Origin of the sequence: Paraburkholderia gardini, from assembly GCF_907164545.1 — a bacterium.
GTDB classification, from domain to species: domain Bacteria; phylum Pseudomonadota; class Gammaproteobacteria; order Burkholderiales; family Burkholderiaceae; genus Paraburkholderia; species Paraburkholderia gardini.
Genome location: NZ_CAJQZB010000015.1, coordinates 14,567 through 27,088, shown reverse-complemented (window position 1 = coordinate 27,088; position 12,522 = coordinate 14,567). Strand labels below are relative to the sequence as shown.

12 protein-coding genes are annotated in these 12,522 nt (G+C 64.6%); 5 read left to right on the top strand and 7 right to left on the bottom strand.

Annotated features, from left to right (window positions below):
- Positions 1-48: 48 nt before the first annotated feature.
- Both LPA37_RS12675 and LPA37_RS12670 read right to left on the bottom strand, forming a co-directional pair.
- Entirely contained in the window at positions 49-2,235 is a 2,187-nt protein-coding gene (locus tag LPA37_RS12675; RefSeq protein WP_456093794.1) for a hypothetical protein, read from the bottom strand.
- 90 nt (positions 2,236-2,325) lie between these two features.
- Positions 2,326-2,547: a hypothetical protein gene (locus LPA37_RS12670; protein ID WP_228974230.1), complete on the bottom strand. Its 222-nt coding sequence runs from the start codon at positions 2,545-2,547 to the stop codon at positions 2,326-2,328.
- A 171-nt stretch (positions 2,548-2,718) separates the two neighbouring features.
- Here LPA37_RS12670 and LPA37_RS12665 point away from each other — a divergent pair, with 171 nt between their 5' ends.
- The 5 genes from LPA37_RS12665 to LPA37_RS12645 all read left to right on the top strand — a co-directional run bounded on the left by LPA37_RS12665 (position 2,719) and on the right by LPA37_RS12645 (position 6,313).
- Complete coding sequence (locus tag LPA37_RS12665; RefSeq protein WP_229012725.1) at positions 2,719-3,801, top strand: acyltransferase family protein; 1,083 nt, start codon at positions 2,719-2,721, stop codon at positions 3,799-3,801.
- A gap of 98 nt (positions 3,802-3,899) precedes the next feature.
- Entirely contained in the window at positions 3,900-4,580 is a 681-nt protein-coding gene (locus tag LPA37_RS12660; protein ID WP_228974708.1) for an SGNH/GDSL hydrolase family protein, read from the top strand.
- Between the two features lie 25 nt (positions 4,581-4,605).
- On the top strand, positions 4,606-5,649 hold the full coding sequence (gmd, locus tag LPA37_RS12655) for a GDP-mannose 4,6-dehydratase (RefSeq protein WP_228974234.1): 1,044 nt from the start codon (positions 4,606-4,608) through the stop codon (positions 5,647-5,649).
- 92 nt (positions 5,650-5,741) lie between these two features.
- Entirely contained in the window at positions 5,742-6,017 is a 276-nt protein-coding gene (locus LPA37_RS12650; RefSeq protein ID WP_228974236.1) for a YlcI/YnfO family protein, read from the top strand.
- Positions 6,014-6,313: a type II toxin-antitoxin system RelE/ParE family toxin gene (locus LPA37_RS12645; RefSeq protein WP_228974237.1), complete on the top strand. Its 300-nt coding sequence runs from the start codon at positions 6,014-6,016 to the stop codon at positions 6,311-6,313. Before LPA37_RS12650 ends, LPA37_RS12645 begins: the two co-directional genes overlap by 4 nt.
- A 102-nt stretch (positions 6,314-6,415) precedes the next feature.
- Here LPA37_RS12645 and LPA37_RS12640 read toward each other — a convergent pair whose 3' ends face one another.
- From LPA37_RS12640 to LPA37_RS12620, 5 genes are all read right to left on the bottom strand, one after another.
- Positions 6,416-7,582: a glycosyltransferase family 4 protein gene (locus LPA37_RS12640; protein WP_229012724.1), complete on the bottom strand. Its 1,167-nt coding sequence runs from the start codon at positions 7,580-7,582 to the stop codon at positions 6,416-6,418.
- An 84-nt stretch (positions 7,583-7,666) separates the two neighbouring features.
- On the bottom strand, positions 7,667-8,881 hold the full coding sequence (locus LPA37_RS12635; RefSeq protein WP_228974242.1) for a glycosyltransferase family 4 protein: 1,215 nt from the start codon (positions 8,879-8,881) through the stop codon (positions 7,667-7,669).
- Positions 8,882-10,345 carry a glucose-6-phosphate isomerase gene (locus LPA37_RS12630; RefSeq protein WP_228974245.1) on the bottom strand — a complete coding sequence of 488 codons (1,464 nt, stop codon included), beginning with the start codon at positions 10,343-10,345 and terminating at the stop codon, positions 8,882-8,884. It abuts the gene before it with no gap.
- Between the two features lie 2 nt (positions 10,346-10,347).
- The gene (locus LPA37_RS12625) at positions 10,348-11,538 is read right to left on the bottom strand and encodes a glycosyltransferase (RefSeq protein WP_229012723.1); all 1,191 of its coding nucleotides are present in this window, start codon (positions 11,536-11,538) and stop codon (positions 10,348-10,350) included.
- 46 nt (positions 11,539-11,584) lie between these two features.
- Positions 11,585-12,508, bottom strand: coding sequence for a glycosyltransferase family 2 protein (locus LPA37_RS12620; protein WP_228974250.1), 924 nt, complete (start codon positions 12,506-12,508; stop codon positions 11,585-11,587).
- Between the last annotated feature and the right edge of the window lie 14 nt (positions 12,509-12,522).

Genomic DNA, 12,522 nt, shown 5'->3' with positions numbered 1-12,522 from the left:
TCGAAGGCGACGAAAATGCCCTGATCAAGGCCTTAAAACACTTTTGTGTCAGGCGGGCTTCCAGCGATACATCAACACCTTGCCGCGCGCGTCTTCCTCGACGAAGATCAGGTATTCGCCATCGCCGCGCCTGAATGCGCTGATGCCGTTCGGCACGTCGACCCAGCCCGATGCGCGGCCCACTTCCGGACCAGGCCGGAAAATACCCACTTCGCGACCGGAGTCCCTGTCGTACACGTGAACGGTCCCGACGGGTTCGACAGCGAAGATGTACTGGCCTTCAACCGTGAAGCCCATGATCGTCGAAACCGGCTTCGCCTTCGTTTCCCATGGCAGCGTGATGGCGTAGCGTTGCACCGGCTTGCCCGACGACCACCTGTCGTAACGCACCAGCATGCGGCCCGCGTCCTTCCAGAACGCGCGGTCCACGCCGAGATCCGCCGTATAGCCCGACGCGTACATTGTGTCGGTGGCCGCGTCATACACGGCGCGGCGTAATTCCGTGAACGGCGCGGGCACCGGGTACGTCGTCATGTTCGACCACGCGTAGATCGGGTTGCCCTTCGCGTCCAGCCCGCCGAAATGCAGGCGGAAAATGCCCTTCGTGTCGCGCGCGCGCCAGATGTCGCCGGCTGAATCGACCCACCAGCCCCACCCGCCCGGCAGTTTCGCGCCGGTGTTGTCCGGCGAGAACTCGTTCGCATCGAAACGGCCATTACCGTTCGTATCGCGCCAGATCCAGTCGCCGCCCGGCGGCGCATTCGGCACGTGTTCAACGGCCTTCGGCCTGCCGGCGATGAATCCCGAAGGAATCGCCGTCTCGCCATCGTGCGCCGCGTCGAAGCGATAGATCTTGAGGTGATCCGCGTACATGTCCGTGAGAAACAGGAACGTATGCCCCTTCAGCCTGCGCGCGATCGGCAGACCCGGCCACTCGGCCACGGTAAACACCGGGTCTTCCGGATACCTGAAGCGGTTCGACAGAAAGCCCACGTATTTCCAGTCCTGACCGGCCGGCTTCGACAGATCGAGTTCGAACCGTTTGTTGCCGGTGTAGACGCTGTCGGGCCGCGACGGATCCATCCACGCGCCATCGACGAACAGCAGCCCCTGCAACTGCCATAGCTGGCGCCCATCCGGCGCGTAGCTCTCGAGCGTCGCACCCAGATTCGCCGCGATCACCTTGCGTATCGGGCCGACACCATTGCACGACACGTACACGTTGCCGCGCGCATCGACGCCTACGCCCGTCAGGCCATTGAAGCGCTGCGGCCCCGGTCTGCCGGAGACGCCGGAAAAAATGCCGCCACGTTCGCCAAGCGTGCCGCTCGCCGTATAGCGGCCATTCGTGCGGCTGAAAAACAGCACCTGCTGACGCGGACCGTTGTCGGCTATCAGTACGCGACCCTGGCCGTCGACCGCGACGTCCGCGACCACCGTATCGTCCGGCAGCGGCAACGTGTCGTTCAGACGCTGCCCATCGGCCGTGTAATGCAGCACGCGCCGCGTACGGTCGCCAGGCGGGCCGCTCAATACCCAGAGCGTCCCGTCCGGCGCGACGGCAATCCGGCCCGGTTCCGGCACGCTCCACGTCGTTTTCCGCAACATCGATTCGGCGTCGTAGACCTCGATGCGGTCACGCGCGGTGTTCGACACGTAGAGCGTGGTGTCGGTCGCGGCGAGCCCGTCGATCTCCGCCTTCTGGTCGGACGGCACTTCGTTCACCATCAGAAAGCTGGCCGCGAGCCGTGCGCGCGGATCGAGCGCGAGCGATACGTTGGCGCCGCTGTGAAACGGTGCGCTGCGTTTCGGGTCGGCGATCTCGCGGCGCGACACGCCGTACCACTGCTTGCCCTTCTCCGGCCACACGCCGGGCGAAACCAGATGGCCGCGCTCATTGCCGACCGAGACAGCCAGAAACTCGTACTTGTGATTGATCGCGACGGCCGTGCCGCCCAGGTTGCCCCAGCCGTGCGTGTCGCCCGCGACACCGAGCACCTTGCCGTTCTGATAGATGCTCGCCTCGGCGCCGCTCTCGTCCCAGATCGCGTTGGTGTACACCTTGCCATCGGGCGAAACCGCGATCGCGGCGATGTCGATCTGCATCCACGTGCCGTTGCCGAAACCGAACGTGTTGCCGATCCACGACGTCTTCACGTTCAGCACGTTTTCGGCATGCAGCGGGCACGATGCCAGCGACACCCAGAACAGCAGCGCGCACAGACGCTTTGTCACAAGACTGGCAGACAGCGAACGCGGCAATACAGATCCTCCGGTCAGGGGCCGTTCACGGCGCGGATCGCGCGCGATCGAAGCAGGTCGTTTTCACCGGTTCACCTTACCCGGGAAATCCGGGCCGATGAAAATCGAAAATAATTCAAAAATATTCAGGGAATATTCGCTGATATCCGTTCTGGTTGATTTTCGCGCGCGAATCAGGTCACGTAATCGGCATGCAAGGCGATCCGTCATAAAACGGCCGTTTTTTCCGCAAGACCGCGCGCCTTCATGTGCGCGCCAGCCCGCATCCAGTGAGTGGATCCGCATGAAAAGCGCATCTCCGGCCTGTTTGATTACATTCTGATTCCATTGTTTCGGTTTATCAGTTTTGTATTCGTTTTTTCATCAGTTTATTTTCCCTAGAATGAATGGCACTTCCCGTTGCACACAGGGTGTCTTCGTGCGTGCGGCTTACAACGCGCCCTTTCCGGATGGTTCATGACAGCAAGCGTACAGTCCGCCTCGCCCTCCCATTCCCGTCGCATCCCCCAGCTCGACGGACTGCGTGCCGTCGCGGTTCTTGCCGTGTTTGCCCAGCATGCGCTCAGGGCGCCGTTATGGATGGGCGTCGATCTGTTTTTCGTGCTGAGCGGCTTTCTGATCACCGGCATCCTGCTGGAACGCAAGGCGCGCCAGCAGTCGTATTTCAGCTATTTCTACTCGCGACGGATTCGCCGCATCCTGCCGCCTTATCTGCTGCTGATGCTCGTTTCTTCGCTCGTGTTCGGGCTCGGCTGGGCGCAGCACTGGCAGTGGTATGCATTTTTCGCGACGAACATCGGCGACGCGCTCGGACAAAGCGGCCACGACAGCCTGAACGTGCTGTGGTCGCTCGCCGTCGAGGAGCAGTTTTACATCGTGTGGCCGTTCGCGGTCCTGCTGCTGTCGCAGCGCGCGCTGGCGATCCTCGCCGCCGCCCTGATCGTGCTCGTGCCGCTGTTGCGCGCCGTCGCGACGCCGTGTTTCGACACGTTCTGGCCGATCTACTACCTCACGCCGTTCCGCATGGATCTGCTGTCGGCGGGCGCGCTGCTCGCGGTGGCGGTGCGGCGCGATCGCAATGCGCTCGAACGTTTCCGGCTGCCCGCCGTGTTCGCGCTCTTTGCGGCGCTGGCCGTGCTCGCCGCGCTGCATCTGCATTTCCCGCGCTTTCGCGCGGAGAACACGCCGCTTTCGAACGCCTGCCTTTACAGCATATCGCTCGTGCTGTGCACATCGGCGCTGGTGATCGCGTTGCAGTCGAGGGGTATCGTCAAGCAGGTCCTGTCGCATCCGGTGCTCGTCTATATCGGCACGGTCAGCTACACGATTTACCTGATTCATCTGACCGTGCTTTACATGCTGTGGCCGCTTGAACTGAATCGTTATGTCACCGCCGCGCTTGCGCTCGCCATCACGCTGGCCTATGCCACGCTCACGTGGTTCGCGTTCGAACGGCGTCTGATTGCCGGGTCGGCCGCGGGTCGTGCGAGCACGCGAACGGTATCCGCCCAGAGCGGTTCCGCCGGATCGCGGACCTGAGAACGCGCCGCGCTCAACTTCGACATCGAACCACCATGAGCCCAGCCGCCGCGTCACTGCCCGCCACTGTCCGTGCCCTGATCGTCGCCGCGCTCGCGATGTGGGCCTGTGTGCGGCCGGCCAGCGCCGCGCAGCAGGACGTGCTGATCGAGGCGTACGGCGATTCGACAACGCTCGGCATCTCGTGCAGCGACGGCCATTGCGGCCCCCAGGCGCAGAACGCCGTCACGTATCTGCAGGACGCGTTGCAGGCTGCGCACGGCCGGCGCGTCTCGGTCGTCAACCATGGCGTTGGCAGCACGACCGCATCGCAGTTGCGCGACGGCACGGAGCGCGGCCGCGGCACGCCGTGGAAAACGCGGCTCGCGGCCTCGCGCGCGCGGATCGTGACGATCAACTACGGGATCAACGAAGTCATGCAGGGCCAGACGCCCGAGCAGTTTCATGCAGCGGAAAGCGATCTCGTCGCGACCGCGCGAGCGCTCGGCAAGGAGGTCGTGCTGGAAACGTCGAATCCGATGCCCGACGGCCATCTGAACGCGAAACTCGCGGCGATGGCCTCGATGACGCGTCGTGTCGCCGCCGAGCAGCACGTGCCGCTCGTCGACCAGTTTGCGTACATCAGCGCGCTGCCCGACTGGAAATCGATGATGTCCGATGGCGCGCATCCGAAACCCGCGCTTTACCGGATCAAGGCGGGACAGGATTTCAACGTGCTCGACCCGCTGGTGCGACAGATGCTCGACAGCGGCAATGCCGTTCACGCCTCTTATCAATGAATCTCACTACCCTGAAGGATCATCCATGAGCACTCCACGCAAGGCGATCATCACGGGCGTGTCCGGACAGGACGGCGCCTATCTGACGAGACTGCTGCTCAACAAGGGCTATCGCGTTACCGGCACCTACCGCCGCACGAGTTCCGTCAACTTCTGGCGCATGGAAGAACTCGGTGTGCTCGACCATCCGAACCTGTCGCTTGTCGAACACGACCTGACGGACCTCGGTTCGACGATGCGTCTGCTCATCGCCGCGCAGGCCGACGAGGTGTACAACCTCGCCGCGCAGAGCTTCGTGGGCGTGTCGTTCGACCAGCCCATCACGACCGCTGAAGTGACGGGTGTCGGCGCGTTGAACCTGCTCGAAGGCATCCGCATCGTGAATCCGAAAACGCGGTTTTACCAGGCGTCGACGTCGGAAATGTTCGGCAAGGTGCAGGCCGTCCCGCAACGCGAGGACACACCGTTCTATCCACGCAGCCCGTACGGCGTCGCGAAACTGTTCGCGCACTGGTCGACGATCAACTATCGCGAGTCGTATGGACTCTTTGCGAGCAGCGGCATTCTGTTCAATCACGAATCGCCACTGCGTGGCCGCGAATTCGTCACGCGCAAGATCACGGATGCCGTCGCGAAGATCAGGCTCGGCAAGCAGGACGCGCTCGAACTCGGCAACATGGACGCGAAACGCGACTGGGGTTTCGCGCTCGAATACGTCGAAGGCATGTGGCGCATGCTGCAGGCCGACGAGCCGGATACGTTCGTGCTGGCCACGAACCGTACCGAAACCGTGCGCAACTTCGTGCGCATGGCGTTCGCGGCGGCGGGCTACCAGCTCGAGTGGTCCGGCAAGGCCGAGCAGGAAACCGGCATCGACGTCGCGACCGGCAAGACGCTCGTGCGAGTGAACCCGAAGTTCTACCGGCCGGCCGAAGTCGATCTGCTGATCGGTTGCGCGGACAAGGCTCGTGAAAAACTGGGCTGGAAACCCGAAACCACGCTCGAACAGCTGTGCCAGATGATGGTGGCCGCTGATCTCGCGCGCAATGAACATCACCAGACGTTCTAACGCGGCGTCGCGTTCCGGATGCCGCTGCGTTGCATTTGCGTCTCAACGGCGTACAATCTTCGCATCGCAATTGCAACGCACGGAGTGAGCCCATGAAAACCGCCACCATCCCTTCCCTGCGGGTGGATCCGAGGCTGCGTGAAGCGGCCGAAAGCGTGTTGCTCGAGGGGGAAAGCCTGTCGTCGTTTGCAGAAGAATCGCTGCGTGCCAATGTCGCTCGCCGTCAGATGCAAAAGGAATTCATTGCACGCGGGCTGGCTGCAAGGGACGAGGCGCGCCGAACGGGCGAGTACTTCGACGCAGACGAAGTGCATGCCGGGCTTGAGGACATGCTGGCTGCCGCGAAGGTGCGCGAGGGCAACCGTTGAGTTATCGCGTGCGCTATACCAGTGCCGCGCGCGCTGATTTGCGGCGACTGTACGGCCTCATGCTCGAACATGACATGGCTTCGGCCGGGCGGGCCATTGAAGTCATCCGCAAGAGCACTGAAGTCCTCAGCGCGTTTCCCTTCTCCTGTCGCAAGGCCGATCCTGCCAATCCGTTCCTGCGGGAGCTGATCGTAAGCTTTGGGAGCGCTGGATATGTCGCCTTGTTCGAGATCGAGGACGACACCACGGTGACGATTCTCGCTATACGGCATCAACGCGAAGAGGACTATCACTAGCTAAACGACAAAGCCTGACGCATGGCCAGGCTTTGGGGGCTTTGTTAGCGGTCTGAATGCCACGGTCTGCCGTGGCATTTTTTTCAGGCGTATCGAAGCGCCCTAATGGACCACGCCCGCGGCAATCGCTTCGTCATACACCGAAGCCACGCGCTTCGCGATCACCGCATTGTCGAAGTTCTCACGCGCGTACGCACGGCATGCGTCGGCGTCCGGCAGCTTGAGCGAGCCGTCGAGTGCGGCCGCGAGACCCTCCGCGATCGCCGCGGCGCCGGTGGCCGGCAACACCAGATCCTGCGACAGCCCCGCAACCGCTTCCGGCAATCCGCCTACTGGCGTGACGAGCACCGGCGTGCCCGACGCGAGCGACTCCACCGTGATCAGCCCGAACCCTTCGAGCGCCACCGTCGGCACGACGCTGATCGTCGCGGCGCGATACAGCGAGGCGAGGTGCTGGTCGGGAACGAAGCCCAGCAGCTTGACGTTGTCCGCGAGACCGGCTTCGTCGATACGCGCCTGCAGCTCCGCTTCGAGCCGGCCCTTGCCCGCGATCAGCAGCAGCACGTCCGGCTGCCGGCGTTTGAGAAGTTTCACCGCGTCGACAAGATCTTCCAGTCCCATGCGGCGCACGAGTCGCCGCACCGCCAGCACGATCGGACGTCCGAGCGGCAACTGAAGCTTGAGCCGCGCTTCCGTGGGCGACACCGGCAGGTTGAACTGTTCGACGTTCACGCAACCCGGCACGACGCGAATGCGCTCCGGCGAGATGCCATAGCGCGACGTCAGGATCTTGCCGAACGCCTCCGAGAGCACGATCAGGCGCGACGAACGCGCATACACGGCCTGCTCCAGATAGCGCTTTGCACGCTGGCCAAGCGAATCGGCGCCTTCGACGTGACTTTCATCGGCCCACGGTCCCTGAAAATGCGAGACCTGCGGAATGCCGCGCGTGACGTCGAGACCCGGAAACGTGTACAGCGCGAAGTGCGACGAAATCACATCGGGCCGCTCGATCCCGATCGCATCGCGCAGCGCACGGCGCGCGGCCATCAGACGTCGCGGCAGCGACTGCGCAGCCGGGCCGAAGCCGCGAATCGCGCCATCGGTATCCTCGGCGACACGCGGCGAGCCCGCGACGACGCCCCGTACCGCAACGCCCGCGCCCGGCAGCGCGCCGACGAGCGAGTAGTACATGCGGTCGAGCCCGCCGGCGCGCTCGGGGAACCAGTGCATGCCGATTTGCAGCGATTTGATTGAACGGGTTGTCATGGCTGTTCCCTGGTTATTGTTGAACATGACTGCAACGACGCGCTGCAGCCAGCGTGGCGATGAATGGGATGACCGGTACGTGATTCATTCGGCCGTCTCCCGGTGCGCGAGCACGGGCGTGCGCACGACTTCGCCTTCGGTGCTGCCCGCGTTGCGCGGTTCGTTGCGGCGGCCCACGATCTGCCGGTACAGGTCGATGTACTGGCGCGCCATGCGCGCCCAGCCGAAGCCGTTCGCGAGTTCGCTGGCGGCACGGCCCATCGCGCGGCATACCGGGTCGGACGCGGCGAGGCGCGCAATCGCACCGGCGAGCGCATGGGGATCGTCGGGATCTTCGAGCACGATGCCGCACTCGGGCGTGATGATCTCCGCGCCCCCTGCCGTACGCGCCGTGACGACCGGCAGACCCGCGGCCATCGCCTCGAGCAGCGACAGACTCATCGCCTCATAGCGCGACGGAAACACGAAGGCATCGACCGAATGCATCAGCACCGGCATCTCGTTCACGAGTCCGAGAAAATGCACGCGGTGCTCGACGCCGAGCGCGCGTGCCTCGTCCGGATACGGGCTGCCCGGCAGATAACCGGCGACCGCGATCTGCACGTGCTCGGGCAATTCCTTCAACGCCCTGAGCACCGTGCCGAGGTTCTTGCGCGGCGTGCGCAGATCGCCGACAAAGAGCAGCAGGAACGCGTCGGCCGGCAGGTTGAATTTCGCGCGATCGCCCGTGGCGGCCGCGAAGCCCTGCGTATCGACACCGTTATAGATCACATCGATGCGGTTGCGCGGCGTGAGCCCGATCGCGCGGATTTCGTCGGCGACCTTCTGCGAGACGGCCGTGATCACGCGCGAGCGCCGGTAGGCCCAGCGTTCGAGCCGCGCGTTGATGCCCGTGTAGAGAAACTGGTACGCGGACCATACGCCCTTCGCGAGCCCGAACGGGTAGTACCTGCTGCCGAACCAGCCGCTGTGCACGAAGTGCGCGGTGTTGACGTCGGCCGCGATCCACGAGATAAAACCGTTCACATGCAGGACGTCGTATTCACGACGATGCCGGCGCAGCCACCATGCGCTCTTTAACGCAAACACCTGCTGGCGGAGCAGGTTCGACGGCCACCATTTGCCGATCCGTACCGGGATCCAGCGCACGTCCGGATGCGCCAGCAGTTCCGGCGCGACGTGCGAAGCAATGAGGGTCACCGCGATATTTTCATCCAGGGCCGCGCGCGCGATTTCATGGTTGACGCGTCCCTGACCGTCGTTATGACGCACGACGTGCGTGACGATGGCGACTCTCACTCAGTGCCCTCCATGGAGAATGAGATTCCGCCTGCGGTTCAGCTTTTGCCAGTGCGCCGAGGACAGAATCGAGAAGAAGCTCATGAACAGGAGCAAGCCGCCCGTGCCCACGAGCGAATTGGTGAAGACCAGCATCGAGAAACACGCAAGCCCGAGACTCAGGCACGCACCCGCGAACTTGTCGTCGTGAAGCGCGAACGAGGCCAGCACGGCGCGCATCAGCAGCCACAGGATGCCCGACATGTAGAGCAGCGTGCCGGGCCAGCCGAGCACGAACGGAATGTTCATCACACCGCTGTCGAAGTTGCCGTACTTGCCGAGTTCGCCGCCGCTGTCGCTCGACAGTCTGGTCGACGTGCCGGTGGCGCCGAGCCCTTCACCCTGCACGTCGGTGAACGCGGTTTTCGCGAACGTCGCGTAGAACTCGTTACGCGCCGCGTAGCTGGTGTCGTCGTTGAGGTTGACGAGGGTTTCCAGGCGCGTCTGCATGCGTTCCGCGACCGGGCCGACGGCCAGCAGCGGCACGCACAGCCCCGCGAGCAGCACGGCGGTCGCGATAATCCGCACGCGTATGCGATTGTTGGATTTGACGAGCTGGATCAGCAGCGCGACGACCCAGCCGCCCCACGTCGAGCGCACGAGGCTCAAGGCGAACGCGATAAAGCCGAGCGCGCCCGCGATCCAGCGCACCCGGTGCTGCGCGGCCATCACGAACACCATCGCGCCCATCATCGCAAGCGCGAACGGACCGGACGAATTCATCGTGCTGAACACGCGCACGCCGAGCGGCACGGCGTCGCCCTGCGAGTTCATCTGCGAACCGAGCATCCACATGACGTCCCACGGCGGCATGATGAAAAACTGCACGAGACCGTATGCGCCCATCGCGAGCATGCCCCAGATGAACGTATTGACGATCACCTCGCGGTATTCGGGGTACTGGCGCGTGTGCGCCATGATGTGAAAACCGATCAGTACCGGATAGATCCAGTTCGCGAGGTCGTACAGCGCGGCGAGCGGCCCGCTCGACACGACGCCGATCAGAAACGCGTACGCGAGACCCGCGAGGATCAGCAGCACCGGCAAGCCACGCCGCTGCGCGAGCACTGGATAAAAACGCAGCAGCGAGAGTCCGCTGATCATCGTGACGGCGAGCGGCGCGACCTGGATGAGGCTCGTCGGTGTGAACGAGCCTTTCGACCAGTCCGCGAGACGGCGTACCTCGGGGCTCAGGAACCACAGCCACCACATGAAACCGACGTACCGCGCGGGGCTTTTGAAGTACAGCCAGAATCCCGTGAGAATCGCGAGCACGGGGAACGCAAGCGTCAGCACGGTGCCCTGATGCGCGCCGATCAGCACGGCCGTGACAAGCCACAGCAGCGCCTGCGGCAGCCATGCCTTGCGCTCGCCGCTGAAAAAGCGCGACGGGCGCTCGTCGATCTGGGCGCGTGCGACAGCCATCGTCATCGCCCCCTGCCGGCCTGATGCCGCGACTGCGGTTGCACGGGCTGCGCGGGTTGCACGCTGCTGCCGCCCGCGCGGCGCCGCGCGTCGTCGCCGGAGCGGCCACGCGGCGCCGCGCGCCGGCGCATCAGTTCACGCGTGATGCGCACGTGCTGCTGCGCGAACTGCTCGGTGGTGAGTTCGCGCGTGGTCAGCTGACGCGCGGCGGCCTGCGCCTGACGCAACGCGTCGCCGGGCGCGGCGACGAGCCGGGCGACCGCCTGACGCAGCGCCTCCGGATCGAACGGCGGCACATAAGCGGCCTGCGCATCGGTGAAGTAGTCCCTCAACGCGCCGACATCGGTAACGATCATCGGCTTGCCGAGCGCCGCGGCTTCGAGCATCACGGTGATGCCCGACGCGTGCGTATTCGGCCGTAGCGGCACGACGATCACATCGGCCCAGTCGTACAGTTCACGTTGCTTCTTCAGGCCGGCGGCAGGCGCGATCTCGACGTTCGAAGCGTGCAGCGAAGATGGAATGCGCCGGCGTGTCGCCAGCCTGACCGTGTAGCGCGCATCGTTGCCATAGGCACTGATGAGGCTTTCCCAGTCGCGGTCGCGATCGTTGCCGATCGCGGCGATACGCACCGGCGTGTGCGGCTGCCATGCAACCGGTTCCCGCACCGGGAAATCGCGGGTATTCAGGCCATAGTAGACATGCACGGCGTCGCGATCGAGGTAACGGCGGCACAACAACGCGTTTTCGGAAGCGAGTGTCGTCAGCACATCGGCGCGCGCGATCAGCTTGCGATACGCCCAGCGGCGCAGCACACCGTAGTCCGGCCATTTGTCGAGCAGCCACACGCTCTGCGCGAGCAATAGCGGCTGGCGTTTCTGCCGGCGCCTGAGCAGCAGCAATAGCGCCACCGAAAGATATTCGTGTTCCGTATGCGTCCACACCACGTCGGAACGCATGATTTCGTCGCGATTGCGCAGCGTGTGAATGAAGTCGAAGCCGAGCACGGCCTTCAGCCCACGACGCAGGAGCCGCATCGGCAAACGCTCGCGGGCGTCCTGCGAATAGCTCAGCGCGAACTCATCCGATTCGGCATGGTGATAACCGTACAGGCAGCCGATGTCGTCGCCCTTGCGGTAAAAACGCGGGTCGGCGCCGTAAAACAGATGGACGTGGACGTGGGTCGCACTCATGCAGTAACTCCGGGCTTGTTATGAAGGACTTCGGCGCGCGCGGCGATCAGGAGGCCGTACGTCGCGCCTCGTGCGCGCCGGTACGCACGGCGCGCCAGCGCGACAGCGTCGCGCGGCCGCGCTTCGAGGCCAGTGCGAGCACCGCATGCGCCATGCCCGGATACACGCGCGTGCCGACGAGCGTGTACCACCACCAGGCGGCTTCGCGCCGCAGCGGCGGCAGATGGTCGCGCAGGATCAGGTGCAGGTTGTACGCGGCGTTGCGCACGGCCTGCAGCGTCTGCGCGTCGCGGCGGTCGTCGTCGAAGCGTTCGGCGGGAAAGTGATCGACGGCGACCTGCGGGTCGTACACGAGCTTCCAGCCCGCGTGCTTCACGCTCATGCTGAACGCCATGTCGTTGTGAACCTGGGCGCCCGTGCCGCGCAGGCGCGGATCGAAACGGATCGTGCGGATCGCCTCGCGCCGGTAGCTCATGTTCGCGCCCTTCAGCAGGTCGACTTCGCGCGCTCCGCCCACGCCGAGATGGTGGTTGCCGATGATCCTGCCCGACGCGCGCAGCTTGCCCACGAGCGGCCGTGCATCGTCGAGAATGCCGCCCTTCTGGTGTACCCAGTCGCGCCCGCCGAGCGCGCCCAGCAGCAGGTCGTTCGAGAACGCATCGGCGATGCGTCGCGCCCAGTCGGGACGCGGCGCGGCGTCGTCGTCGGTGATCGCGATCACGTCGCCCGTCGCGGCGTCCAGCCCGCGATTGAGCGCCGCGACCTGCCCCGGCGTTTCGACGATCGCTACGCGCAGCGGCAAGGTGCCCTTCACCGCGGGGTCGTGCAGGCATGCGAGCGTTTCGGCGTCGTCGGGGCGCACGACGACGATCACTTCGTCCGGCGCGCGCTGCTGGCGCCGGAGCGCGGAGAGGCAGCGCGCGAGATCGGCGGGACGGCGAAACGTCGGAACCAGTACGGAGAGTTTCATGATGGATCCTTTCG